The sequence below is a fragment of the Demequina pilifera genome (assembly GCF_048814985.1).
GTDB lineage: Bacteria > Actinomycetota > Actinomycetes > Actinomycetales > Demequinaceae > Demequina.
In genome coordinates, this window is sequence record NZ_JBMDTW010000002.1 from 193,066 (window position 1) to 216,641 (window position 23,576).

General features: G+C 66.4%; 24 protein-coding genes. 11 read left to right on the top strand and 13 right to left on the bottom strand.

The features are described 5' to 3' along the window. Nucleotides 1-984 carry a nuclease-related domain-containing protein gene (locus ACNI14_RS03640; RefSeq protein ID WP_420518607.1) on the top strand — a complete coding sequence of 328 codons (984 nt, stop codon included), beginning with the start codon at nucleotides 1-3 and terminating at the stop codon, nucleotides 982-984. Between the two features lie 272 nt (nucleotides 985-1,256). Continuing rightward, on the top strand, nucleotides 1,257-1,811 hold the full coding sequence (locus ACNI14_RS03645) for a hypothetical protein (RefSeq protein ID WP_420518608.1): 555 nt from the start codon (nucleotides 1,257-1,259) through the stop codon (nucleotides 1,809-1,811). 114 nt (nucleotides 1,812-1,925) lie between these two features. Here ACNI14_RS03645 and ACNI14_RS03650 read toward each other — a convergent pair whose 3' ends face one another. The 3 genes from ACNI14_RS03650 to ACNI14_RS03660 all read right to left on the bottom strand — a co-directional run bounded on the left by ACNI14_RS03650 (nucleotide 1,926) and on the right by ACNI14_RS03660 (nucleotide 5,733). Further along, complete coding sequence (locus tag ACNI14_RS03650) at nucleotides 1,926-3,353, bottom strand: DUF2252 domain-containing protein (protein WP_420518609.1); 1,428 nt, start codon at nucleotides 3,351-3,353, stop codon at nucleotides 1,926-1,928. A gap of 93 nt (nucleotides 3,354-3,446) precedes the next feature. Then, nucleotides 3,447-4,217 (bottom strand): SDR family NAD(P)-dependent oxidoreductase, encoded by a 771-nt coding sequence (locus ACNI14_RS03655; protein WP_420518610.1) that lies wholly within the window; start codon nucleotides 4,215-4,217, stop codon nucleotides 3,447-3,449. A gap of 343 nt (nucleotides 4,218-4,560) precedes the next feature. Beyond that, nucleotides 4,561-5,733, bottom strand: a complete 1,173-nt coding sequence (locus ACNI14_RS03660; RefSeq protein ID WP_420518611.1) for a PD-(D/E)XK nuclease family protein — start codon at nucleotides 5,731-5,733, stop codon at nucleotides 4,561-4,563. 269 nt (nucleotides 5,734-6,002) lie between these two features. Here ACNI14_RS03660 and ACNI14_RS03665 point away from each other — a divergent pair, with 269 nt between their 5' ends. Together ACNI14_RS03665 and ACNI14_RS03670 are read left to right on the top strand one after the other, a co-directional pair. Next, complete coding sequence (locus tag ACNI14_RS03665) at nucleotides 6,003-6,641, top strand: methyltransferase domain-containing protein (protein ID WP_420518612.1); 639 nt, start codon at nucleotides 6,003-6,005, stop codon at nucleotides 6,639-6,641. A 160-nt stretch (nucleotides 6,642-6,801) separates the two neighbouring features. After that, entirely contained in the window at nucleotides 6,802-7,395 is a 594-nt protein-coding gene (locus ACNI14_RS03670; RefSeq protein WP_420518613.1) for a hypothetical protein, read from the top strand. A gap of 174 nt (nucleotides 7,396-7,569) precedes the next feature. On the opposite strand, the gene ACNI14_RS03675 is transcribed toward ACNI14_RS03670, so the two are convergent. The 3 genes from ACNI14_RS03675 to ACNI14_RS03685 all read right to left on the bottom strand — a co-directional run bounded on the left by ACNI14_RS03675 (nucleotide 7,570) and on the right by ACNI14_RS03685 (nucleotide 9,693). After that, nucleotides 7,570-8,097 carry a hypothetical protein gene (locus ACNI14_RS03675; RefSeq protein ID WP_420518614.1) on the bottom strand — a complete coding sequence of 176 codons (528 nt, stop codon included), beginning with the start codon at nucleotides 8,095-8,097 and terminating at the stop codon, nucleotides 7,570-7,572. A gap of 119 nt (nucleotides 8,098-8,216) precedes the next feature. Next, nucleotides 8,217-8,456 (bottom strand): DUF7660 family protein, encoded by a 240-nt coding sequence (locus ACNI14_RS03680; protein WP_420518615.1) that lies wholly within the window; start codon nucleotides 8,454-8,456, stop codon nucleotides 8,217-8,219. A gap of 493 nt (nucleotides 8,457-8,949) precedes the next feature. After that, nucleotides 8,950-9,693, bottom strand: coding sequence for an NYN domain-containing protein (locus ACNI14_RS03685; RefSeq protein WP_420518616.1), 744 nt, complete (start codon nucleotides 9,691-9,693; stop codon nucleotides 8,950-8,952). Nucleotides 9,694-9,783: 90 nt separating this feature from the next. On the opposite strand from ACNI14_RS03685, the gene ACNI14_RS03690 reads away from it, so the two are divergent. Further along, nucleotides 9,784-10,467 (top strand): DUF6308 family protein, encoded by a 684-nt coding sequence (locus ACNI14_RS03690; protein ID WP_420518617.1) that lies wholly within the window; start codon nucleotides 9,784-9,786, stop codon nucleotides 10,465-10,467. A 74-nt stretch (nucleotides 10,468-10,541) separates the two neighbouring features. After that, nucleotides 10,542-11,519, top strand: a complete 978-nt coding sequence (locus ACNI14_RS03695; RefSeq protein ID WP_420518618.1) for a zinc-binding dehydrogenase — start codon at nucleotides 10,542-10,544, stop codon at nucleotides 11,517-11,519. A gap of 6 nt (nucleotides 11,520-11,525) precedes the next feature. On the opposite strand, the gene ACNI14_RS03700 is transcribed toward ACNI14_RS03695, so the two are convergent. Further along, nucleotides 11,526-11,939: a hypothetical protein gene (locus tag ACNI14_RS03700; protein ID WP_420518619.1), complete on the bottom strand. Its 414-nt coding sequence runs from the start codon at nucleotides 11,937-11,939 to the stop codon at nucleotides 11,526-11,528. Between the two features lie 45 nt (nucleotides 11,940-11,984). On the opposite strand from ACNI14_RS03700, the gene ACNI14_RS03705 reads away from it, so the two are divergent. Together ACNI14_RS03705 and ACNI14_RS03710 are read left to right on the top strand one after the other, a co-directional pair. Continuing rightward, a complete protein-coding gene (locus ACNI14_RS03705) occupies nucleotides 11,985-12,584 on the top strand; it encodes an ArsR family transcriptional regulator (RefSeq protein WP_420518620.1) in 600 nt (199 codons plus the stop codon). Continuing rightward, nucleotides 12,581-13,039, top strand: coding sequence for a hypothetical protein (locus ACNI14_RS03710; protein WP_420518621.1), 459 nt, complete (start codon nucleotides 12,581-12,583; stop codon nucleotides 13,037-13,039). The genes ACNI14_RS03705 and ACNI14_RS03710 overlap by 4 nt, the downstream gene beginning before the upstream one ends. A gap of 7 nt (nucleotides 13,040-13,046) precedes the next feature. Here the strand turns inward: ACNI14_RS03710 and ACNI14_RS03715 are convergent, their stop codons facing one another. The 6 genes from ACNI14_RS03715 to ACNI14_RS03740 form a co-directional block, all read right to left on the bottom strand. Next, nucleotides 13,047-14,219, bottom strand: a complete 1,173-nt coding sequence (locus tag ACNI14_RS03715; RefSeq protein ID WP_420518622.1) for an alkene reductase — start codon at nucleotides 14,217-14,219, stop codon at nucleotides 13,047-13,049. A gap of 153 nt (nucleotides 14,220-14,372) precedes the next feature. Continuing rightward, on the bottom strand, nucleotides 14,373-15,044 hold the full coding sequence (locus tag ACNI14_RS03720; RefSeq protein WP_420518623.1) for an AMIN-like domain-containing (lipo)protein: 672 nt from the start codon (nucleotides 15,042-15,044) through the stop codon (nucleotides 14,373-14,375). Between the two features lie 203 nt (nucleotides 15,045-15,247). Continuing rightward, nucleotides 15,248-16,198, bottom strand: a complete 951-nt coding sequence (locus ACNI14_RS03725) for a 5'-nucleotidase (protein ID WP_420518624.1) — start codon at nucleotides 16,196-16,198, stop codon at nucleotides 15,248-15,250. 40 nt (nucleotides 16,199-16,238) lie between these two features. Then, a complete protein-coding gene (locus tag ACNI14_RS03730; protein ID WP_420518625.1) occupies nucleotides 16,239-18,263 on the bottom strand; it encodes a CLIPPER-2 domain-containing protein in 2,025 nt (674 codons plus the stop codon). A gap of 150 nt (nucleotides 18,264-18,413) precedes the next feature. Beyond that, nucleotides 18,414-19,088 carry an SDR family NAD(P)-dependent oxidoreductase gene (locus ACNI14_RS03735; RefSeq protein ID WP_420518626.1) on the bottom strand — a complete coding sequence of 225 codons (675 nt, stop codon included), beginning with the start codon at nucleotides 19,086-19,088 and terminating at the stop codon, nucleotides 18,414-18,416. Nucleotides 19,089-19,189: 101 nt separating this feature from the next. Then, nucleotides 19,190-20,659 (bottom strand): glycoside hydrolase family 32 protein, encoded by a 1,470-nt coding sequence (locus ACNI14_RS03740; RefSeq protein ID WP_420518627.1) that lies wholly within the window; start codon nucleotides 20,657-20,659, stop codon nucleotides 19,190-19,192. A 297-nt stretch (nucleotides 20,660-20,956) separates the two neighbouring features. Between ACNI14_RS03740 and ACNI14_RS03745 the strand changes: the two genes are divergently transcribed. The 3 genes from ACNI14_RS03745 to ACNI14_RS03755 all read left to right on the top strand — a co-directional run bounded on the left by ACNI14_RS03745 (nucleotide 20,957) and on the right by ACNI14_RS03755 (nucleotide 23,573). After that, the gene (locus ACNI14_RS03745) at nucleotides 20,957-21,379 is read left to right on the top strand and encodes a DUF6318 family protein (RefSeq protein WP_420518628.1); all 423 of its coding nucleotides are present in this window, start codon (nucleotides 20,957-20,959) and stop codon (nucleotides 21,377-21,379) included. A gap of 476 nt (nucleotides 21,380-21,855) precedes the next feature. Next, nucleotides 21,856-22,443: a hypothetical protein gene (locus tag ACNI14_RS03750; RefSeq protein WP_420518629.1), complete on the top strand. Its 588-nt coding sequence runs from the start codon at nucleotides 21,856-21,858 to the stop codon at nucleotides 22,441-22,443. A gap of 440 nt (nucleotides 22,444-22,883) precedes the next feature. Continuing rightward, nucleotides 22,884-23,573: a DUF4287 domain-containing protein gene (locus ACNI14_RS03755; protein ID WP_420518630.1), complete on the top strand. Its 690-nt coding sequence runs from the start codon at nucleotides 22,884-22,886 to the stop codon at nucleotides 23,571-23,573. Nucleotides 23,574-23,576: the final 3 nt, after the last annotated feature.

The window sequence follows — 23,576 nt, forward strand, 5'->3', positions numbered from 1 at the left end:
TTGAATAGCATCCAGATCGCCGAGTGGAAGAAGTGGAAGCTCCACCGCGCCTACATTTCCGACTCCGAAGGCACCAAGCTCGGCTACGTCGACCTCGACTCCGGCGAGTACGTGCTCGAGCCAGGTGCCGACGCGGAGGTGGTTGCAAGCGCCTTCGAGCGGTGGTGTGGCGAGAATGGAATCGCGGTTCCGGGGACTGCCGCGCCGATCGCCGGCGATCCACGCCCTGTGCCACCTCCCGTCTCCGAGGTGACCACCGCATCGGCCGGGCAGACCGAGACGGAAGCCGAGCCAACCGCGCCGCCCGCGCCTACCGAGCCAGCCCTTGCGGCGCCGGCGCCGGAGTGGACAGACCTCGCGGCGCATCGGCCGGGCGAGGGCGTCCGGCAGATGGCCGAGGCCGAGTGGGCGGCAGCCAAGGACCGTTCCAAGGTGTTCGCGACGCTCAACCGCTACGTGTTCGACAACCACACGCAGGAGCGCGCATGGCGCAAAGGCGCTGAGGGCGAAGAGTTCGTTGGCATGAAGCTCAACAGACTCCACGACAAGGGCTGGCATGTGCTGCACAGCGTCCCTGTCGGCAAGGGCGATTCGGATATCGACCACATCGCTATCGGACCCGGCGGTGTGTTCACCATCAATAGCAAGAACCACGCCAGCAAGAAGATTTGGGTCGCCCAGTACCAGATGCGCGTGAACGGCACACCTGTCCCCTACCTCCGCAACTCGCGGCATGAGGCCGGGCGGGCCAAGAAGTTACTGGACGCGCGGCTCAACTTCGAGGTTCCAGTCATGGGATGCGTGGTGGTCCTCACCGGCTCGCTCGTGCCCGAAGTGACCTACAAGCAGATGCCCGACGACGTGCGCGTGCTCGACAAATGGGACGTGCCGCGTTGGTTCAAGAAGCGCCCAGCGGTGCTGTCGCCGGAACAGGTCGAGGCGGTCTTCGATGTCGCGCGGCGTTCCACCACCTGGGTCTCATAGGCCATGGAAATGCTGCGCGTAACGTGATGCCGCAAGCGCCGGCTCGATCGGCACTGCGCATATACCGCGGGTGGGGTGCCCACGTCACTCGCGCCGGTGTCCCATACGATGGCCGTCATCGGCGGCTGAGGGTTCGGGGGATCATGCGAACAAGGTCGTGGACACGCGCAATCGTTGGCTCGGCAGTTCTCTTCTCCGTCAGCGCATGCGCACCGGCACCTACCGCCGAGTTTGATCCAGGTGAGATCGACTGGAACATGGCGGTGACCCACATGGCGATCCGGATCGGCGAGTCGGGCACCGACGTCACGTACAACCCGTGGCATCAAGACCTGATCGACTTGGGCGACACCGAGGAGCCCAAGCCGGACATCGAAGAACTCGTGAACTTGGGGATCGCCAAGCTCTGCGGGGTGGTCGAAGCAGCGCCGGAGGCGATCGCAACCGACATCGTCGCCGGCGGAATCGTGAGAGAGGCCGTCAACGGCGCGGTGCTCACCGCGGCGAGTCCGGAGTTCCGAGACGCCAACAGCATGTGGCTCGTACAGATGCACACCCACGACAGGTCCGACCCATGGCCTTCAGAGGAGTTCAAGGCCGCCAACGATGTCCTAGCCGGAGATCTGTACGACGAATGGGTGGACCTCTACGAACTGCAGGTCGAACTCGAACGGAAGCTGTTCACGCTCGACGGAGTGCATGCCGCGCAGAAATCTGCGACCGCGCGTTGCGGGCTCACCATTGACGATGCCGGCCTGGCTAGCGAGCCGCTTGATCCGGACGGCATACGGCTGGTGAGGACGCCCCGGACGCCTGACGCAGACTGAACGCTCGCAGCGGCGAGCGACCGGAGCCTTCGCGCCTCTTTGCAGGCATTCTCAGGATTCCGAGAATGCTCCGAACGAGAGCCCACGCAGCCCCCGCATCGGCCGCCGACCGCGCTAAGCACCCTCGGCGATCGGCAACCGGCCGCTCTTGACCGCGGCCAGCAGCGCCTCGTGATCGGCCTCCGTCTGGTCGGCATAGGCCTTCGCGAACTTTGCCATCGCCTTGTCCAGATTGGTGCCCTTTCCCACGTAGCCGGCGATCATCGACGCGCCGCTGGTGCGTGCGTGGCCCTTGGCGAGCAGGCGACCCGCGATGCCCGCGTAGTTCGCAAGTGCCTTGCCGGAGATGTTCTTGAGCGAGACGGCGCCCTTCATGTTTCGGAATTGGCGCACGTAGAACTGCCGGTCATCCACGGTGGTCCATCCGAGCAGCGGATCACTCACGGTCTGCAGTGCCTTCTGATACTCCACCACTCGCTGACCCTGGTGCTCGTGCAGTGCTTTGTCGCCGTGCACATGCCGCGCGAGCACCGACCTTCGAGCCTGCTTGAGCTGAAGGAAGATCACGTCCTCCTTGCTCGAACCCTCGAGGAGTGCCACATACGCACGCAGGCCCACGGACCCCACCCCCACCACTTTGTGAGCCACGTCGACGAGCGTGTAGCCACCGAGCAGGCGCCGCCAGTGCGGGTCGAGAGTCATCAGGTACTCATCGAGCCCCTCGGCGACCATCTCGGCCTCGGCCTTGGGCAGTCGGGTGATGAGCGGCGGCTCCTCGACGATCTGGCGGGCGCCACCGTTCTCGGTGGTGAAGCGCGGAAGGGCGCGGTCCGAGGTCCGCTTGCGCGCCCGCTTCGCCGCCCGCTTGAGTTCGGAGTCCAGCGAACTGCCCGTCTCGTGGAGGGCCATCCGGTCCATGTCGAGCCGCTCGAACGAGCGGGTGAAGAGAGCCTGGTTCGCTTGATGGCGGATCTCCTCGCGATACGACCGCGCGCACGTCAGCACCGCCTGCTTGCACTTCTTCTCCGAGGCACCGGTCTCGCGGCCGGCCACCCACGTGCTCGCCACCAGCCGGCGCAGGTCCCACTCCCACGAGCCCGGGTGCGCCTCGTCGAAGTCGTTGAGGTCCAGCACCAGGTCGCGCTCTGGCGAGGCGTAGAAGCCCACATTGCCCAGGTGCGCGTCTCCGCACACCACGGGCATGATCCCGGTCGCGGGAAGACGTGACACGTCATCCGCCATCACCACCGCGGAACCGCGAAGGAACCCGTACGGCGAGGCGGCCATCCGCGCGACGCGCACGGCAACCAGATCCGAGATGCGGCCCTCGTGGTTCTCCTCCACGAGCGCAATGGGGTCCCGGTCCTCGCGGCCGATGCGCCACTCACCCAGCGAACTCCTCGCCACCTTTTTACGGAGGGCCTTGCCGAGCGCGTAGCGCTCGGAACGGTCTGCCGGACGCTTTCGCAGCGACTGGTATGCGAACCGGTCGGTGTCGCCATCGCTGACGACATCGTGACCTTCGGCCTCTTCCTTGCTCACGCGATCCATCCCCTCCGCCGCGCCCCGGCGGCGGGCGACGTCCCCATCGTCACACGTACACGGCCAAGTTCGGGTGGCCTAGAAGACAGTGCTTTAGAAGACGGTGTATCCACCATCGACCGTCAGCACTGTGCCCGTGGCGAACGACGACGCGTCCGACGCCAGGTACACGATCGCCCCCGCGAGCTCGTCGGGCTCGCCTACCCGCCCGAGCGGCGCATCGGCCTTCCAGTACCGCTGGAACTGCGGCTCGTCGACGGGCGACATGTCGGTCCGCATGTAGCCGGGTGCGAGCGCGTTCACGCGCACCCCCAGGGGAGCCCACTCGGCCGCGAGCGAGCGTGTGAGGTGGTGAACGGCCGCCTTCGACGCGTTATACGCAGGCTGCCACTGCGGCCTGTTGACGATCTGCGCCGACATCGAGCCGATGTTGATGATGGACCCGCTGCCCCGGTCGACCATGTGCCGGCCAAAGACCTGACAGCACAGCCACACGCCGTCGACGTTGACGCTCATGACCTGGCGCCACTCGTCGTCGGTGACGTCGAGCGCGGGCTTATGGATGCACGTACCCGCGTTGTTGACGAGGATGTCGACACTTCCAAACGCACTAATCGCCTGAGCCAGCATGCGCTCCACATCGGGACGGACGGTCACATCCCCGAGCACCACCACGCTCTCGCGACCGCGGTCGGCGACCTCCGCCGCAACGGACGCCGCAGCATCGGCGTCCCGGCCGACGATCACAATGTTGGCTCCGGCCTCGGCAAGCGCCAGTGCGAAGGTGCGACCGAGCCCCCTTGTCGATCCGGTGATGACCGCCGTGCGGCCGGCGAGATCGAATTGCGACAGTGACGTACCCATGAGAACTCCCTTGTTCTACCAGTCACTCTAGACCGGCCTAGGGACGTGTTCAGTGCCCGACTATCGTCCCCCCGGGCCGCTCGAGATCCGCTTGACGCCCTCAGCGCGACTTGCGGCGGGGCGCACTCCGACCCAAGGCGGTGAGTGGTCGGCTCGGGCTCGGTTTCAGGAACTACACAAGGACGAGTAGAGCCCCAACGCGTCATCAGCCCGCAGTGGGTACCGCGTCCAGGAGCCCTACGAGTCGCGCCTGCTGACACGTCTCTGCCTGATAGTGGTTGGCGGGCCAACATCCGCTTCCTCAGACGGGTGGAAGGAACCGTCAACCAGTCCCGGTCGTGTCTTAGATGTCTTCACGTAGCAGTGCGACGATCTCGTCATGAAGTCTGGTGTCTGAGGCTTCCAGACCGTCGAGCACCTCTGCCATCCCCACGGATGACTGTCTGATCTCCTTGCGTGCGCTTCGGGTTATGAAGATGCGCGAGTAGTCGACCACACTGGAATCAACAGTGCGCTGCCAGTCGGCGTCCATTTCGTTGGCGAACCACGCCGACGGCCCGAACTTGAACTGGAGCCTGTTCCCCTCGAGTGCCTCGCCCTCGTCGGCGATCGTGATGTTGACGGTCCACTGGTACGTGCCCTGGAAACCAATATTGACCTTTCCAACCGCCCCAGCGCCGAGCGTGGTGTTGAGCTGGCTCGTCAGTGGGCCAGCAGCAAAGGTCCGCAACCGGTCCTTCACGCGCTGGAGAAGCTCTCGCCCTTCACCGAACCTTTCGCGCGCCTGGTCCGCCAGGTCGCTCGCAAACCGTTCGCCCGCCGGGCCAGGCTGCTCTCCGTATCGGCGCGCCTCACCGGTGTCGCACATCGCGACGACGAAACCCAACACGTCGTGGTCCTCCATGCGGCCCTTCCCCTTCACATACTTGCTGTGCATCTGCTCTACAAACACAAACGCATGCGGATTCTTGCGTTGGTACACGCGATCAGCGCCAAGCGTGGCGAGCAACCGGCCCACTAGATCCCTGTAACTGAGAACTACCGCGTTCTGCCAGCCCTCGCGCTGCCGCGAACTGTCCACATCGCGACACAGGAGCACAACCACTCCGCGTTTACCTTCACGCCGGGCAAAGTTCATGTAGCCGTCGTAGCTGTGGCCGTGCCCATCGGAAGTGAAGTAGTTCTCCACAACGATCAAAGCAGATTCACCCTCGACCACGATGTCTGCGATATCACCACTTGAGCCTGCGCCCGACGTATTAACTTCCTGGCGCGCCCAGTAGGAGCCGTGAGGCAGATACTCACCATCGCCCAGCCGCTGATTCACAGAGTCGATAAAGATGCGAACGAACGTGTCGCCGAAACCGTGGCTACCTTCGGGCTCGAGCAGCCATTGAAAAACGTTCGACAATTGCTTCTCGTGGCCGCCGTGGTGCATGACATCAAAGACATTGAACCCGGGGTCGCGCGACCTGCCCAGAATCGCGACCATGTCCACCATCAAGTCAGTTGCCACGTGTCCTCCAGCTAATGGACGCCCTCGTCTGGCCACAGACTAGCGCCCCTGCTAACGACGTGTCAGACGCGTCGACTACGTTTCGCTGCGTGCCGACTTCGAGGGCGGCACCCAACTAGGAGACAGCGGTGATTAATGGACGAGACCTCAAGTGGTGGCTGACTACTGCGACGCACCTGCAGTGGACATGGGCGAAGACTTACGCGGAGGCCGCGCCGCGCGACTACATCGTGGAGGGGCGCACTCGCGGACTGGACCACGGAGACTTCGTGCGCGCCGCCCGAGTGATCCACACCTGCGGACAGCCGGGCAAGTACTACGGCATCACCAACATCTACCTCGAAGATCGCGACGCGGGCGTCAAGTGGTGGACCATGGACTCCGATGTGAGCGACACGGCGCTCATCAACCGGGCCACTAATACGAGGCTCTACGGTGTCCAGACCGCGCCGACGACCGCATCGGGCATCGAGACGCGGTACGACTCGATCGCGACCTCATTCGATGTCTCCAACGCTACGTCGGAGACGCTTGCCAACCGACTGCGTCGAGCTGTCCGCGACCATACCGGACCGTATCCTCCGCACGTGCTCGACCTGGCGTGCGGCACGGGAAGAGTGCTCGACCTGGAGCTCGCCATGCCAGAGCGCTACGCAGGGGTCGATGCGAGCGCGCCGATGCTCAACCAGTTGGTCCGCAAGCACCCATCAGTTGCTCGCCTGTACCCGATGCGCGTTGAGGAAGCACTTGCGAATGGCCACTTCACTGAGCGCCAGTTCGATGTGGTGACGCTGATTGTCGGCGATGACGACGCTTTCTCGAGCGAGGTTGCGGCGTCTGCTCGCAAGATTGCCAACCGGGTGTTCATTCACGCGGTTGGGAACGAAGTCGAAACGTACGTCCGCTGAGAATCCACGGGGCAGCACGATGAGTAGCGGTGATACTCATCATCCGACCCGAAACCAGGAAATCCCGGCGGGGGGTTGCGACTCGCGCATCCAGGGCTGCCAACCTTGCGCCGCACGTCGAAAGGACAGTCTCAGTTCACCCTGTGCTTCAATACTGATCATGAAGCTGTTTGCAACCTTCGTGTTTGGCCTTGCGGGAGTTGCAACCCTGTTCTATGGGGCGGCAGAGGGTTCCGCGGCGTACATAGTCCTCGCTCTCATCCTGATCGGAGTCGCCAGTTTTATCACCGGTTTTGACGACGATAAGCGTAATCCCAATGCAAGTGAGACGGACATCTCCGCCAACACGCGAAGTGCTGCCAGGCAACCACTCTCGCCATCAACATCAACGTCTCCTGCGGACTGGCTAAGTCATGCCTCTACCCGGCACCCAGACAGTCACCGCAACCGCGACCTCGCCATGCGGATGACTGGGCTTGGTGGAAAGACGGGGATGCAAGCCGCTCAGTGGCTAGAGGCGTACGGGAAGGACACCACGGTGCCGCACTTTGGCGTCTCCCCCTACTGGGCGCGGACTGGACCGGGCGGCCTACCTGAGTTGACCAGCATGATGGGCTTGCGCGGTGATCAAGAGCGACTCGAGTACATTCGCCAAGCAACCGCTGGCGACTCATCGCTCGAACTAATGTGTGGCGACACCAGCCCGGAAGTGCGCGTCGCCGCCATCTTGCGGAGCGGGCCTCTCACTCCTTGACACGCCTCTTACGCGGTTTCGGGGTGGGAAGGTGGTCCGTCGCTGCGATCGCACGTGGCGGCGGGAGCACCTTCCACGCGTAATCCGTCCTACCGGGCAACAACTCACTGAAAGCTACCCGCAACGCGACCGACTCTTCAGCCGAATAGATCAAAGCTACGTGACTTGCGGATTTCAGATGCCGCGCGCCTCGCCACCAACGGCCTCAGCGATCTCCGGCGCGATCTCAGCAGAGGTGGCGATGCCTCCTGACGAGTTCAGCGACAGGACGCTGTTGTCGACGGCAACGTGGATTCCGCCAAGGGAGTCGCTGGTTTCCTGCCACAGTGCGAGCGTGTCGGGGTCTCCGAACACGTTGATACCCGAGTCGAAGCCGTTGATGGTCATGTCGAATCGTGCCTGAGCGCCGGACAAGCCGACCTCGGCGCGAACAGGCTCGGTGTACTCGATACCAAGATCGTCCAGAGCGGTCGTGAAGGCCTCGACTGCTACTTGGATATCCGAACCGGCCTCGGCGGTAGGTGTTGTGTCCACGGGCGCTGCCGTCTCAGCAGGCGTCACCGTCACGGTGGGGGCTGGCGCTTCAACCGTGACGGTCACCTGGGGCGCGGCTTCACTGGAGGCGTCACTGGCGCACCCGGACAGAACGCCCAGGGTCACCAGCGTGCCGACGGTGCCGACCGCGACGGATCTGACCCTCATGACGCTCTCCTTCAGTTGCTTGTGATGCGCGCAACTCTCGGTCGGGGCTGGGGACGCAACGGAGCGCGACCGCGCCCAGAAGCCAGAACAGCCAGCCCGATGAATCTTGGGCGGGATTCCTACTCATAGAATCGTGCACCGCGGAGAGCCTCCGCGACCATTGTCCACGGCGAATCTGGGATCGGACGGTCCGTGTTCGTGTAAGCGTTCTCGATGGAGCCCAGAAGTGCATTGAACGCGTCTAGGAATCGGTCCAGCGCCACATTCTCCCAATCTGGCCCGTTCGCGAGCTCGGCTTGAAGGCTGTCGAGCACCTCCAGCACCTCGTCGCGTCCGTCAAGTGCGTTGTGGTCGGTCATTGCTGCCACCTGTCCCAGTTCCCCCGTCCGCCGGGGAAGCCGTAGAGGGTTTTGTTCTTTTCTGTGTGGACAGTCTCGCGCAGATCGCCGCGTTTCACGGCGTTAGGTTTTCCCTGATAGCCGCCATACTCCTCCGAGCGCCGCTCAACACGCAGCCCCGTGCGGCCAGGTCCCGGATACGCCCGCTCGGCTCTTCCGTCGCCGATGGGCTCTCTCCGGCCATCAGTAGGTTGCCCGACGAGTTCTCTCATGGCTGGCCGACCCACGGGTCCCTCGCATCAGAGATACGGGACGACACGCCAGCAGTCCGCAGTCGCTCTCGCGTTTGACGAGTAGCGGTGAAACTCATCACGACGGACCCGGTGCGTCTCTCAACACGGCCACTACACCGCCGGCTCGCGCGCGGGTGCCACCCGCGCCCGCCCCTTGCGGACACCCACGCGCGGCTCGAAGGCCGCATCAGCCGCGTGCAATCCACCATCGTGCAGCAGGGTCACCGAGTCTTGCGACGCGGTGCCTTCCGCACATACGCGTTCGACTGCCTGCCGTCGCCGGCCTTGCGTGACGTCATCTCGTACGACGGGTGCGCCTCCATGAGGTCCCTCAGCTTGGCGTAGCCCCACGTGCGGGTGTCGAAGTCGGAGGCGAGTCGAGACAGGTTGGAACCGACGGTGCCCAACTGTGTCCAGCCGTCGTCGCCCGCGGCGGACTCCACGGCCTCGGACAGCAGCTTGTCGAGCGCCGGGTCCTTCTTGAAGGCGGGGGTTGCCTCCGGCTCCGGCGCGGCCTCCGGCTCGACCAGGTTCTCCACGTAGACGAACTGCGTGCACGCCGCCACGAAGGGCTTGGGCGTCTTGCGCTGACCAAAGCCATAGGCCGCTAGGCCCTGCTCGCGGATCCGCGCCGCCAGCCGTGTGAAGTCGCTGTCGCTCGACACCAGGCAGAAGCCGTCCACCGTCCCGCCATGGAGCAGGTCCATGGCGTCGATGATCAGCGCACTGTCGGTGGAGTTCTTTCCCGTCGTGTATGCGAACTGCTGGATGGGCTGCACCGAATGCGCGAGCAGCTCCGGCTTCCACTTGGCCAGCCGCGTGGACGTCCAGTCTCCGTAGGCGCGGCGCACTGTCGCCGTGCCGTACTTCGCGATCTCGACCAGCAAACGGTCAAGATGCTGGGCGCTGGCGTTGTCGGCGTCGATCAGGACGGCCAACCGGGCGTCATTCGTAGGTTCTGCCATGTGCCCACTGTCCCACTGATGGGCTCTCACCCGCGCGCCCAGGCGTCCCGCGCATCGGCGCGGTTGGCCCGATGAGCGTACGGTCGAAGAATGAACAAGACATCGCAAGAGTCCAAGACTTTGACCGTCGCCGACCGTGACGACGCCGTCTCGCGACTGCGTCACTACTTCGGCACGTGCGAATGCGCGGCCCCTGAAAGCGGCGCAGCGTTCGAGACCATCGGGCACCCCTGGGACAAGAAGTCCAAGGTCAACACCGTCAGCCCCGGCGACCTGGTGGCGCTGGCCACCCTCACCACGCCTGTCGCAGGACCGGCCGCTGTCTGGATGCTCGACAAGAAGAACCTCAAGAAGACGGAGAAGCTGCTCCGCAAGATCCCGGTCAAGGCGAAGATCGGCACCAAGAGCGGCACCAAGCTCCTGAAGGACGGCGGGCCCGCAGCGAAGCTCTGGGACCACTGGAGCCAGGCGCCCGGGTTCGGTCCGGTCTCGGTCAGCAAGCTGCTCGCCCGCAAGCGCGGCAAGCTCGTCCCCGCGTACGGGTCGGTTGTCGCCGACCAGATGGAGGTCAGCGACCCTGGCGAGCACTGGGCCGCCATGCAAGGGCTCTTCACCGATGGTCGACGGGACCTGTGGGCCACGGCAAAGGAATGGCGACGTGCCGCCGGCGTCAACTCCTTGGTGAGCCCGCTCAGAGTGATCGACGTGGTGCTCTGGAGCCGCGGCACCTACCCGGACGGTCCGCCCTGCGCTGCGGACGCTGCCAAGAAATAGTTCGACCCGCACTAAATTCGTGAAGCGCCGCTGACGTTGCCGAGGGAAACCCCGCAGCAACGAAAGGCATCACCATGCGCGCACTTGTCCAGCACCAGTTCGGCGACCCGTCCACCGAGCTCGCTCTCGAGGACGTCCCCGACGTCGAGCCCGGCCCCGGCCAGGCGGTGGTCCGCATGGTGCTCTCTCCCATCCACAACCACGACCTGTGGACCGCGCGCGGCACCTACGGCTTCAAGCCTGAGATGCCGGCCCGCGCCGGCAGCGAAGCCGTCGGCGTGGTCGAGGCGCTCGGCGAGGGCGTGGACCACCTCTCCCCCGGCCAGCGGGTGGCCAGCGCCGGGACCTTCGGCGTGTGGGCCGAGCAGTTCGTCGCCGATGCGGCCTCGCTCATCCCCGTTCCCGACGAGATCCCCGACGAGGTCGCCGCGCAGCTCGTGGCCATGCCCATGTCTGCCATCAGCGTGCTCGACTCACTGGGCCTCAGCGAGGGCGACTGGATGATCCAGAACGCCGCGAACGGCGCCGTGGGTCGCATGGTCGCCCAGCTTGCTCCGTCCCGCGGCATCAATGTGGTGGGCCTGGTGCGCCGCGCCGAGGGCATCGAGGAGATGGCCGGCCACGGCATCGCGCGCATCGTCGCTACCGACCACGACGGATGGAAGGACGAGGTCGCAGCCATCACGGGCGGTGCTCCGATCAAGGCCGGCGTGGACTCTGTAGGCGGAGCGGCGGCCTCCGACGTGCTGTCGCTGCTGGCCGAGAACGGCACGCTCGTCGTATTCGGAGCCATGGCCTCGCCCACGCTCCAGCTCAGTTCGGGCGACGTCATCTTCAAGCAGGCGACGGTGCGCGGCTTTTGGGGAAGCAAGGTCAGCGGCTCGATGTCCGCCGACGACCGTACCCGGCTGATGCAGGAACTGTTCGCACGGCTTACGGACGGCACCCTCACCCTTCCGGTTGAGGCCACCTACCCGCTCAGCGAGATCGCCGATGCAGCACGCGCCAACTTCGCGCCGGGCCGGGCGGGCAAGATCCTGCTGCGCCCCTGAGTCCGGTCAGTCCTGGCCCTGAGGACCGAACCCGCGTGGGATCCGGCCTCTACCGGAGGCACTCTGTTGCCACACGGCGCCCACTACCCACGCGATGCCACCGAAGAGCGTCACGTAGACGCCGACCGCGGGCGTGCCGGCCATGTTGAGAAGACCGACCAGCGCGACAAGCATCGCCAGCACCAGAAGGGTCTTCTGGGACGCGCTCCCGGGAGCCCGGGCACGGCCGACCACTCCGGACGTCACGGTGAGAATCACCGCGCCGGCAAGCGCCAGCGCGAGCGTAGTGATGCCGCCCGTTTCGATCCCGATCCTGCTGACACCCGGGATCGACACCCACGGGAGGAACGCTGCGACAATCAGGACAAGAATCGCCACGCCCGAGATTCTCTGGGGCGTGGTCAGGCGCGCGACGTTCATGAGCGGAACTTAACACCGGTCTGCGCGCCGTTGACTATCAATAAAATGGAGGATATCCTCCATTTTATGAGAGAAGCTGCCCCCGTACTGGCGCCGATCTTTCGATCGGACGGCCAGGCGCGCCTGCTCGCGGCTCTGATTCTCGCCGGCGATGAAATCAGCCTGACCACACTCGCAGACCGCAGCCAACTCACGTACCCCACAGCGCACCGAGAGGTGGGGCGCCTGCTTGAGGCTGGGATCCTCGCAGAGCGCCGTGCCGGCCGCACACGCATGGTCCGGGCCAACCAAGACAGCCCAATAGTGAAGCCATTGCGTGAGATCCTTTTGGTCTCCACGGGGCCCGTGGTCCTGCTTGCTCAAGAGCTCTCCTCGATTGAAGGAGTCGAGGCCGCGTTCCTCTACGGTTCCTACGCAGCTCGCTTGAGAGGTGTGACAGGCGAATCGCCTCGCGACATCGATCTCATGGTGATCGGCGCGCCTGACCCGGAAGCAATCTATGACGCGTGCGCACGGGTGGAGGAACATGTGGCGCGGCCCGTCAACCCCACGATATTGACTCACAGCGAGTTCGAAGCCGATTCTGGGTTCCTCGAAAGCGTGCGCACGAGCCCAATAGTTCACATCTTGGGTGATCACCCATGACCGTCACTCCTCTCACCACCGCACAGCAGTCGGCGGTCGACGCCCTTGTCCAGTCGCGGCGCATCGAGCGCGTTCCCGTCGATGCGCTCCGCGCACAAGCGTTCCTTGGCCAAGCGACAGACGCCCTCGAGGAACTCGCCGTGCTCACCAAGGCGTCTATTCGATACAACGTCGCCTACGACGCCTGCCACGACGTCGGGGAGGCCTTGCTCGCGACGTACGGCTACCGCACCTCCAACGGGGCTGGGCAGCACGAGGCGTTAGGACGGTTCCTCCGTGCAGTCGTAATTGAACCGCCCGGCGATAGCGCCGCCCGCCGTTTCGACCAACTCCGCCGCTCCCGGAATCAGCAAAGGTATGGCGCCGCCCCCGTCGGTGCGGCCGATGCGGAACTCGCCGCAGTCGCCGCGCACGACCTGCTCCAGTCGGCGCGAGACCTGGGCATCACTGACTAACTCTCCACTACGAGACCTTGTGCTCGGGCTCGGCCGCGGCCTTGGCCTGCTCCCGCTCCTCCGGGTACGTCGGGTAGTCCAGGTAGCCCACCTCGGCGTTCGCGGACCCGTAGGCGCGGCGCATGTCGACCGTGGTGATGGGCCAGCCGTACTTCATCCGCTCCACGAGGTCCGGGTTCGACATGTAGTCGCGACCGAAGACGAACAGGTCCGACTTTCCGGCCTCGAGAGCCTTCTGCGCGTACTCCTGCGTCAGGTCGCCCGAGGCGATCACCGTGCCGTTGTAGCGCTCACGGATGAACTCGTACGGGTAGCGGTGCCAGATCTCGCCGTCGGCCAGGTCCTCGTTCTCCAGGCCGGACAGCGACCGCAGGCTCTCGGGCGTCTGGAACGCGACATACGCCAGGTCGAGCTCGTTCAGCCGCTCCAGCAGGATCGCGTAGGTGGGGTCCGGGTCCTCCTCGGAGATTCCGTTGAAGCGGATGTTCGGGGAGATCTTGATGCCGATGCGGTGGCTGGTTCCCCAGGCCTCTATCAGCTTCTTCAGCACCTGGATCGCGAACTCGGTGCGCTTGTAGGGCGTGCCGCCGAACTCGTCGTCGCGGGTGTTGGCCACGTCCGAGAGGAACTGGTGCGGCAGGTAGCCCGAGGCGCCGTGCAGCTCGATGCCGTCGAAGCCCGCCGCCTTGGTGCGCACCGCGGCCTCGTAGTACTTGTCGATGACCTCGTGCACCTCCTCAGTGGTCAGCGCGTGCACGTCCGTGGTCATCTGGACCATGCCCTGCTCGTGCGTGTAGATCTGGAAGTCCGCGGGCTGCGACGAGGACGAGACCATCTGGATGCCGCCGTTGTTGATCTCGTGGCCCACACGCCCGGTGTGCTCCATCTGCAGGAAGATGCGGCCGCCCTCTTCGTGGACGGCGTCCGTGACGGTGCGCCACGCGTCCTCCTGCTCCTGGGTCTCGATGCCAGGGATGTCGCAGTACCCCTGACCGCGACGCTCGGGCCACGTGCCCTCGGAGATGATCAGGCCCGCGCTGGCGCGCTGCGCGTAGTGGGTGGCCATGATGGGCGTCGGGACGCCCTCGGGCGTGGCCTTCGCGCGGGTCATGGGGCCCATCACCAAGCGGTTGGGGAGCGTGAGGTCCTTGAGCTGGAACTCGTCGAACAATGTAGGCATTTCCGGGAACCTTCCGTGCGGGCGTTTCTGTGCTTCCACGCTCTCACCGGAAATTTTGTTCGTGCAGGACGAAGGACCCTTCAAGAACCCTGCCGCGTCCGATCATCAGAAGGTCGCCACGTCGGGAGTTGCTGACCGTCCGGCGCGCCCCGCTCACGGGTGTTGGACGTCGATCACCACGCGCGTCGGGTCCTCGAGGCTGAACACCCGGAACGGCTCGTCGGACGCGAGGCCCACCCACACTTCGACCTGGCCCTCGAACATTGCGCCGTAGCGCACCTCCTCGACCACGCCGCCCGCCGTGGGCGTGAGGCTGCGCGGGCCGTCGAAGTCTTGCGCGCCGTCCTCCGTCGGGTACACCACCCCGTTCACCAGGATCAGCAGGTAGTCCTCGCCCAACAGATAGACGGGCTCACCGGACGCCGCCTGCGTGGGGTCCTCGACGTACCGGCCGTCCCATCCGGGCGCCCCCTCCCCTGCCAGGTCGAGGACGATGCGGTCGAACCCGTCGTGGACGCCAAAGCGCAGGTCGACGGGGCTCAGGCGAGAGTCGGAACCGGCCTCGGCGGTGTCGGGCGCGCGATCCGCAGGGAAGGGAGCCGCATCGGCCGGCGGGTCTTCGTCGGGCAGGGGCGCCTCCGAGGCGGACGCCGAGGGTGATGGCGAGGACGAAGGCGTGGGAGAAGCCGAGGCCTGCGGAGGCTCGGGCGACGTGGTCTCGGTCGCGGTGACCGTGGGCTGAGGGTCCTCGGTCGAGCAACCCGCCACGACCATGGCGCCGGCCGCCGCCAGGGCGAAGACTCGAATGAGATGATCTCGTCGCATCGTGTCGCTCCCGTGCAAGCCAGCCGACGACGCTCCGCCGACACAGGCGTGCAATTCCATTGTCGTCCCAGGCAGGACGGCTCGCAAGGCCTCCGCGTTGCAGGCAGACTCGCCATCGCCATTCTAAGAATTCCTAGAATGCGCGGAACGACATCACCCTCCTCGTGACGGCGCGGCGGCGGGCGTCAGGTACGCGCCGTCGCCTAGGAGCCTGCGGCCTCTTCCAGCGCCTCGTTCGCCACGCCATACGGCACGTGCACACCCGCCACGTGCTCGAGCGCGCCCGAGAGGTGCCCGTCCTGGTCGTCGAAGAACAGGTGCGGGCGCATCACCTCGAGCACCTTGGCCTTCTCGATGCCGCCCAGGAAGAACGCGTCGTTCACCGTCACTCCCCACGACCGCAGGGACTGCACGGCGCGCTCGTGCGCCGGAGCCGCCCGAGCCGTGACCAAGGCGACGCGCACACGTGGCTCGTAGGTCGCATCGGCCGCTTGGCGTTCCTGCTCGAGCGTCTGAATCCGGTTGAGGTCCTCGAGCAGCGGCTTGAGGAGCCCCGGCGAGTGCGCGACGTCGCGCTTGGCGACCTCGTTCTTCACGAACCCCGCCATGCCCTCGGTCTGGAAGATCCGCTCGGACTCGTCCGTGGCGAGCACCGCGTCGAAGTCGAAGGCGATGCGCAGCGACTTATCGGAGTCCTCGTAGGCCGCGGTGTTCGGCAGCACGTGCCCGGCGGGATGGCCCGCGCGCACGGCGGTCCAGACGTCGTCCTTGTTCTGCGTGAGGAACAGGCTCATGCCCAGCGCGGGGATGTAGTTCAGCGGCGAGCGGCCCTGCGTGAAGAACGCGCGGGTGACCGTCAGTCCGTGATGCTCGACGGAGCGCATCACGCGCAGGCCCGTCGATGCTGCGTTGCGCGACAGCACGATCACCTCGACCAGCGGGTCGCCTGGGCGCAGGTCGTTGAGCTGAAGCAGCCGCTCGATGAACGGGAACGCCGGACCCGGATCAAGGGGCTCGTCGACGTTGCGGTCCTGGTACTCGGCGTAGGCGGCCTCGCCGTGCTCGCGGAAGTACGCGTCGGACTCCGTCAGGTCGAACAGCGCGCTCGAGGCGACACCCACGACCAGCCGGTCAGAGAGGTCGTAGGCGGGCATTGAGGCCTCCAGGGCGGGTGGTGCAGGCGGGGTCTCGACCCTATCTCCCGGCGGAGACCTCGCCCAGTCGGCGACGGGTCACGCCCACGACCGCCACGCCCGCGGCGATCAGGGCACCTGCCGCGCTCAGCAGCATGCCGCTGTCCCCCGGGCCACTCGCGGCGAGCTCCTCCGAATCGCCTTCGGGGACCTCCTCCGGGGCGGGCTCGGGGGCCTCCTCGGGCCCACCCGGCTCCGCCGGGGCGACGATCTCGAGCGCCGCCCACCCCAACAGAGTGTTCTCGGGTCCGTAGAGCGCGATGCTGTGCTCACCCAGCGGCAGCGACTCCGGCAGCGCCACGGGAGCGTCGCCCGCCCCCAGAATGACTGGCTCGGAGAACGCGTACACCGTGGTCGACGAGCCAGGGAGTGGGCCGGAGCAGCCGTCAGCGCTCCGCACCACGGTCACCTCATCGCCGTGCTCGGCCTCCGTGACCACGTTGCCGTCACCATCGCACAGCGTGATCTCGCCCTCGAGGCCGGGCGTCAGTCCCGATTCGACCGGGACGAACGGCAGGCCGCTCACCCAGGCGTAGGCCGTCTCGCTGATGCCGCCATCGGCCTGCACCTCGACCCCGTAGTTGACCGCGCCCGTGGCGGTATCCTCAGCGGTGATGACTCGCTCCGCGCTCCAGGCGACCGTGTCACCAGGCGCGATGCTCTGCTCGGACGGAAGCGCGGTCGCGGTCGCGTCGCCCAGTTCCGTGTACGTGACGCCGGCCAGCGGCGCGTTGCCCGTGTTCTCCACGGTCACGTGGAACGTTGCGGTCTCGCCCACGCTGGGCACCCCGTCAGCATTCGCGTCATCGAACGTCCCGGTGACGTCGACCGTCGCCACGGGCGCGGGGGCCGTGAGGTCGACGACCACATCCTCCGTCACGAGGGTCTCCGCGCCTGGAATGTCCGGCCCCACTCCCAGGCGGATGTTGGCCTCGAGCACTCCAGCATCGACCTGGGCCTGGTTGACCTCGCCACCCGAGCCGTTGGTCGTATCCCACCACGGCCCCTGGTCGGCCGTGATGCCGGGCGCCAGGCTCGCGTTGTTGTTGCCCACCGACGTCAGGCCATCGATCCCCGTAAAGCTCAGCCCCACGTAGCCGTACGTGTAGTTGCCGGTGTGGTCGAACGTCACGCTGACGTCGACACGCGATCCGGCCTCGACCTCGTGCGGCGCCAGCGGCGTTCCGTCCTGCTTGGAGAAGGACAACTCGAACTCGACGTTCTCCACGGCATTAAGGAGGGCCTCGGTGGCCACCGGGCCGGGCTGCACCACGATCGAATCGTTCACCTGACCGTCCTCCCAGTGAACCTCGATCTCAGGAAGCGGCACCTCGCCATCGAGCATGTGCTGCTGCGTCACGTCGATCCATGGCGAGAAGTACGTGTCGTGCGTCGAGTAGCGCACGGAGTCCGTCGAATCGTCACCGGTCACCGTGATCGAGTCCACGTCGCTGAAGCCGTACACGTCGATCGAATACCGCACGCGATCGCCCTCGGCGGGTGCTCCGTCCGTGGTGTCCCCGACCGTCTCATCCACCTCGATGGACGGCGGGTCCACGGTGACGGCCGGCTCGTAGTACACCGCCGGCGCGGCCACGTCGACCTCGATCTGATCTCCAGTGGCATCCTCCTCGAGCACCACGTATACGCGGTCATAGTGCGGGCCCGAGCCGTCGGCATCGAGGTGGTCGGCCGTCACGTGAGTGCCGATGGCGAGCACCGACGGCGCCAGGTAGGAGCACACGGACGTGGAGCCAGACTCCCGACACAGGTCGACGGGGGTGTAGCCCTGCGCGTTGACCGTGTAGTCGATCGGGGAGGTCACGATGTCATCGACGTCCGGCGTCCCATCGCCGTTGTCATCCAGAGTCAGACTGGGGGGCCCCCACGTCACTGTCACCTCAGGCTCAGCGGCGGCCGCCGGTGCAGTCTGAACCAGGACCATCAGGCCCAGGGCCGCGACTGCGGCAGCGGCGACGGTACGGATCAGCGTGGAACGTGGCGCGTGGGCTCGCGATGTCGGCATGGATTCCCCTCAGAATCTGCAACCGCCAACCACCGCGTCCCCGGCGCCAGCGGATGCTGGTGTCGTGTTCCGAGGAACCATATCGTCCATGGTCGGATCAGGCTAGGGCCCAATCCCCGCGCGTCACGGGCCGCTCCTTGCGGCCTCTCTCTACTCGCGACCCTCTTCGAGCGGGATCAGCATGGTGCGGAAGTCCTCGCCCGTCGAGTGCAGCTCCCAGATCTTCTGCGCGACATCGTCGATGCCGTTCTCGAGCTGGAGCTTGGGGATCGCGCCCGGGATCACCAGCTGGGTGACGCGGATGTCCTCGTCCGCGAGAGCATCGTGCAGCATCTCGCCGTAGGCGCTCTCCGCGGGGAACGCGACCGAGGTGCCCGCGAAACCGTGACGTGCCTTCACCGAGGTGCCGCCGTTGATGAGGATGATGCTTCCCTCGCCGGCCTCGCGCATGCTGGGCAGGACGGCGCGGGCCGCGTGGATGAGGCCGAGCGCCGAGAACTGCAGCGCCTCGAGCGCCAGTTCCGGGGTGAGGTCGAGCACGGGCTTCAGGTAGTCGCGCGACGGCAGCGGGCTGTACTGAAGAGCGGTGATGGGCCCGAGGTCCGCCGCTGCGTTGGCGAGCGCGGCCTCGAGCTGGGCGCCGTCCTTGACGTCGGCCGAGTAGCCCTTGGCGGTGACGCCCTCCTCCTCGAGCGCCTCAGCGAGATTATCGAGCTTGGCGAGGTCACGGGAGATCAGGGCGACGGAGAATCCCTCACGGCCGAATCGCCGGGCGACGGCGCCTCCGAGGTTGGGTCCGGCTCCGACAATCGCGATGGTGGGCATGGCCACGTCCTTCCTAGGTTTGCGGGACTGCTCTCAACCTAACGCCCCCGCACCGTGTCACCATCCCGCGACTGATCTTCCCCGCCTGAGCGCCGCAGTGGTCACTCAGTGTCGGAGGGGACGGCCACGGTCACATCGGCGGCAGCACCACCGATCACCCGCACGCGCCAGCCGTCGGGCCCCACGAACGCCTGGTGCGACATCACCGAGGCGCCGTCGCACGCGAACACCTCCACGAGGTGCGCATCGAGGAACACCTCCACGAGGCCCCCGTCCCACGGCATGCGCCGCACGCTCGCGTACCGCCCGTCGATGGCGTCCACGCCGGCCGAGGCGCGCTCGAACACCACCTCGCCCGCGTTCGCGTCGAGGGTCACGGTCGCGAGCGCATCATCGCCGGAACAGAGTTCAACCGACACCGTGCGCGCAGATCCGACCGACTCGATGGACACCACGCCAGCGAGTCCCACCACGAGGCCCTCGTCGTCCCCCTCGTCCTCCGAGCGCAAACCCAGCCCCTCGGGAACGATGGGCGTCTGCACCAGCTCGACCCGCGCATCGGCCCCCGTATCGCTCACAACGGTCCGTAGTGACAGCTCACGCACGAGCGACATCGCTCCGCGGAAGGGGGCGGTGGGCGCCTCGTGGGCGTACTGCCAGTTCGACATCCAGCCGAGCATGAGGCGGCGGCCGTCGGGCGCATCGGAGAACGTGACGCCCGCGTAGAAGTCGCGGCCGTGGTCGAGCAGGCGCCAGGTCTCCCCCGGCGCGGGCGTGAAGCGGCGGCCGTCGAAGTCGCCGAGGATCCACCGCATGGTCGAGCCCTGCTCGTCGGTGCGGTCGTGGTCATGGGTCGACAGCAGCTTCACCCAGCGCTGGTCGGCCTCGTCGCCGTCGACCGGCAGCGGGAAGAGGTCGGGGCACTCCCAGATCTCGTCGAGCGGCGTGGGGTGGTCGAAGGCGCTCTCCCACGTCCAGTCGCGCAGGTTGTCGGACGAGTAGACGAGCACCTCGTGGGCGACGGCCTCGACCACCACCATGATCCAGCGCGCGTGGCCGTCGGCGCCCTCGAAGCGGAACACCTTGGGGTCGCGGAACTCGCGCGAGCCGCGGTCGAGGACGGGGTTGCGGTCGTAGCGCTGCCACGTCGCGCCGCGGTCCTGGCTGAACGCGAGCGACTGGGCCTGCAGGCCGTCCTTGGTCGCGGCCGTGTAGACGGCGACGATGGGGTCGGTACCGCCATCCCCCAGGCCCGAGGTGTTGCCGTGATCCACCACCGCCGATCCCGAGTAGGCCTGCTCATTGGCGGTCGCGGGGATGGCGACGTCGAGCTCGCGCCACGCGAGGAGGTCCTCGCTCACGGCGTGGCCCCAGCTCATATCGCTCCAGCCTTCGCCGCCCGCGTTGTACTGGAAGAACGCGTGGTAGACGCCGTCGACGTGAACCAGCCCGTTGGGGTCGTTCATCCAGTTGCGCGCGGGCGTCAGGTGCCACGTGGGGCGAGGCGACGGACGGCCGATGCCGTCGCTGGGCTGGTCTTCTTCGTTCGCCTGAGTCGTCGGTGATTCCACCGTCAAGACCCTAAGTCATGGCGGCTTCGCTTGTGACGGCGTTGTCCACAGGTTCGCGACTCACCCTGTCGTGCCGTCGCGTATGTCGGTAATGTCTGGCACATGCACCACGGGCGGGGTGGGTCCAGAGTCGCAGTCGCGGTCATCGCGGCTGCACTCGGCTTGTCTGCGGCCGGATGCTCTGGCGATCCTGCGCCGATCGTCACCGAGACGCCCACGCCGACTGCCGCTCCCGTCTCGACGCCGAGCCCCACCCCGACGCCCTCCCCCTCCACGACCGAGCTGACCGACGATGAAGTGATCGAGGCCATCCCCCCGCTGGCGCGGCAAGAGGATCTCACGGGGGCCCAAGAGTTCGCCAAGTTCTTTCTTGCTGAGTACCAAGACTTGATGCGCGAAGACCCACGCCTCTTCGATGCACTCGCTGGAGACAACTGTGACTTCTGCGAGACGGTTCGGACCCACTATGCGTCGGTGGCCGAAACTGGCCACACCCTCGAAGGTGGTGAGGTGATCGCAACCGCAGCGGATTCACAGGGTGGACTCCGTGAAGACGGAACCTGGAGCCTTTCGTTGCCGATAGAGAGCCGGGATCTCATAGAGGTCGATTCGAACGGCACCGAGGTCGACCGAACCGAGGGCGGCACTGGTGAAGCGACGCTGATTCTTGAGTTCAAAAATCATTGGATCGTCGTTGCGGTAGGGGCCGAGCGCGGATGAGGCCCACGGTTGTCTCGGTGCTGGCGATGGCAATGGCGATATTTGTCGCCACACCAGACGCCTCCGCAGTCAGTGCGCCGGGATGCGACCCAGACCGCTCCGCTGAGATTTTTGCTGCCACATGCGGCGAAGAGGTGGGGTACGGCGAGAACAACAGTGGCGATGGACTGACTGCACCAACCCCCTCAAGCGACACCCCACAAGACCGCTTTCAGCGCCGGGCCATGTGCGAGGACTGGTTCGAGTTTGAGGAAGGAACTTCGCCGATCGCACGCCAGTGGGAGGGCGAGATCCCCGCGTGCATCGAAACCTACGCGACGCCCGACCTCGACTGCCCAGTCGGCTCATCGGTAATCCCACCCCTGTGGGTCTCGCGACACCTCGGCGGCGGCAACTACGGTCCCTGGACTCAGATCACCGGCTACGACTGCGGGGCCAACCCCCTCCCCGCCGCTATCGCGAGCGCGTGGCGCGCCATGGACATCACTCCCACCAGCTACACGACCCAACCCGCCACCGGCTGGGCCATCGCCTCGATGGGCGTGATCCCTATCGCAAGCACGGACCCACAGACCAACGCCGTCACGGTCCTCGGCACCACTGTCCTGCTGCGCGCCACCCCCACCGGCTTCGCGTGGTCCACCTCCGACGGCACCGAGATCACCACCTCAGGTGCCAACGCCGGCGACGGGTCCGGCGCGCAGCCGCTCACCTTCGAGCGCCGCGAGCACCGCGCCGAGCTCACGCTCACCACCACCTGGACCGGCCACTACAGCCTCAACGGAGGCGCGACCTGGGCCGAGGCACCCGGCACCGCAACCACCACCTCCGCCAGCACCTCGATACACATCTTCAATCCGCGCGTGCAGCTGGTCGACTGCGACACCACCGGCGACTGCTCCACCGGCTCGACGCCCGGTCAGCAGACCTCCACCCTCACGGACCCCGACGGCGACGGCATCGACAACCACCTCATCCCCGACCACGCCATCGACGCCTACCTCGACGCCCGCGCCAACGGCCACAAATGGTCATCCCGCGAGCGCAAATCGGCCGTCCAATAGCAACAATCCGGTCACGGTTCCCATGTGAACCCTCACAAAGGTGACGCCCGATTGCCAGGCCTGACACCATGACAAACAGTCGCGCGGCCTTGGTACGCGCGCAGGACTGCGGGGGTCGCGTCAACGGCGATGCGACCTTCGCACTCTCCGTCACCTGGACGCCCAGCACGCCCAACCCCCGGACCCTGCGGCACGCCACGTACCCCGCCGCACCAATCTGGACGCGAACGCCTGTGCCGGCGCCCGCATCGGCGCTATTCTGAATCCCGAAGGCGACCCGTCTCGCCCGACCTCCGATGCGGCGCTCGCGCCGCCGCAGACCGGCCCGCCGGTGGAGGCAAAGGGGACCATCGAGTGCTCGACGCGGAAGAGCTGCCGTGTCACATGCGCGGCTCGGCCGGCGCGAGCGACCGGGAATGCGCACGACGACGGGAGTTCCCATGACCACTCAAGAATCCTTCAAGAAGCGCATTCGCGCCCGCATGGCCAAGACCGGCGAGAAGTACTCCGCCGCACGCCGCGCGCTCCTCCCCCAGCCCAGCAGCGCCGATGCGCCCGCCGGCTGGGTCTCGCAGCCCGAGTCCACCGACGAGCAGGTCCGCAAGGCCACCGGTCGCGGGTGGGACGAATGGGTCGCGCTCATCGACGCGGGTCCTGGCCGCGACGCTACGCACACCGAGATCGCGGCGTGGCTGAACGCCCACACGGAGATCGGCGGCTGGTGGGCACAGGGTGTGACCGTGGGCTACGAGCGCATCACCGGCAAGCGCCTGCCAGGACAGATGCCCGACGGCACGTTCACCATCTCCCGTTCGCGCACTGTTCCCACACTGCCCGATGCGCTCAAGGCCCTGATCGAGGACGACGAGTCGCGCGCCGCGCTGCTCCCCGATCTCGTCGCGACCCGCACCTCGAAGGCGGGAGTGAAGTCGCCGCGCTACGCGCTCACCGACAGCTCGGACGGCGCGGCGCTGGGCTCGGTGCTGTTCAACTTCGACCCGGCACCCGCAGGCACACGGCTGACCGTGAGCCACGAGAAGATCGCGACATCAGCGGCCACCGAGCCGTGGAAGGAGTTCTGGGCCGACTGGCTCACCGCGCTCGCGCAGTCCGTCGACCAGCCCGACTGAGGG

Excerpts from the sequence above, each read along its gene's own strand:
- ACNI14_RS03715 (WP_420518622.1), bottom strand. The coding sequence starts at position 14,219 with ATGCCTACATTGTTCGACGAGTTCCAGCTCAAGGACCTCACGCTCCCC.
- ACNI14_RS03705 (WP_420518620.1), top strand. The coding sequence starts at position 11,985 with ATGGAGGATATCCTCCATTTTATGAGAGAAGCTGCCCCCGTACTGGCG.
- ACNI14_RS03730 (WP_420518625.1), bottom strand. The coding sequence starts at position 18,263 with ATGCCGACATCGCGAGCCCACGCGCCACGTTCCACGCTGATCCGTACC.
- ACNI14_RS03725 (WP_420518624.1), bottom strand. The coding sequence starts at position 16,198 with ATGCCCGCCTACGACCTCTCTGACCGGCTGGTCGTGGGTGTCGCCTCG.
- ACNI14_RS03720 (WP_420518623.1), bottom strand. The coding sequence starts at position 15,044 with ATGCGACGAGATCATCTCATTCGAGTCTTCGCCCTGGCGGCGGCCGGC.
- ACNI14_RS03675 (WP_420518614.1), bottom strand. The coding sequence starts at position 8,097 with ATGAGGGTCAGATCCGTCGCGGTCGGCACCGTCGGCACGCTGGTGACC.
- ACNI14_RS03695 (WP_420518618.1), top strand. The coding sequence starts at position 10,542 with ATGCGCGCACTTGTCCAGCACCAGTTCGGCGACCCGTCCACCGAGCTC.
- ACNI14_RS03690 (WP_420518617.1), top strand. The coding sequence starts at position 9,784 with ATGAACAAGACATCGCAAGAGTCCAAGACTTTGACCGTCGCCGACCGT.
- ACNI14_RS03670 (WP_420518613.1), top strand. The coding sequence starts at position 6,802 with ATGAAGCTGTTTGCAACCTTCGTGTTTGGCCTTGCGGGAGTTGCAACC.
- ACNI14_RS03685 (WP_420518616.1), bottom strand. The coding sequence starts at position 9,693 with ATGGCAGAACCTACGAATGACGCCCGGTTGGCCGTCCTGATCGACGCC.
- ACNI14_RS03735 (WP_420518626.1), bottom strand. The coding sequence starts at position 19,088 with ATGCCCACCATCGCGATTGTCGGAGCCGGACCCAACCTCGGAGGCGCC.
- ACNI14_RS03680 (WP_420518615.1), bottom strand. The coding sequence starts at position 8,456 with ATGACCGACCACAACGCACTTGACGGACGCGACGAGGTGCTGGAGGTG.
- ACNI14_RS03655 (WP_420518610.1), bottom strand. The coding sequence starts at position 4,217 with ATGGGTACGTCACTGTCGCAATTCGATCTCGCCGGCCGCACGGCGGTC.
- ACNI14_RS03645 (WP_420518608.1), top strand. The coding sequence starts at position 1,257 with ATGGCGATCCGGATCGGCGAGTCGGGCACCGACGTCACGTACAACCCG.
- ACNI14_RS03710 (WP_420518621.1), top strand. The coding sequence starts at position 12,581 with ATGACCGTCACTCCTCTCACCACCGCACAGCAGTCGGCGGTCGACGCC.
- ACNI14_RS03700 (WP_420518619.1), bottom strand. The coding sequence starts at position 11,939 with ATGAACGTCGCGCGCCTGACCACGCCCCAGAGAATCTCGGGCGTGGCG.
- ACNI14_RS03755 (WP_420518630.1), top strand. The coding sequence starts at position 22,884 with ATGACCACTCAAGAATCCTTCAAGAAGCGCATTCGCGCCCGCATGGCC.
- ACNI14_RS03750 (WP_420518629.1), top strand. The coding sequence starts at position 21,856 with ATGGACATCACTCCCACCAGCTACACGACCCAACCCGCCACCGGCTGG.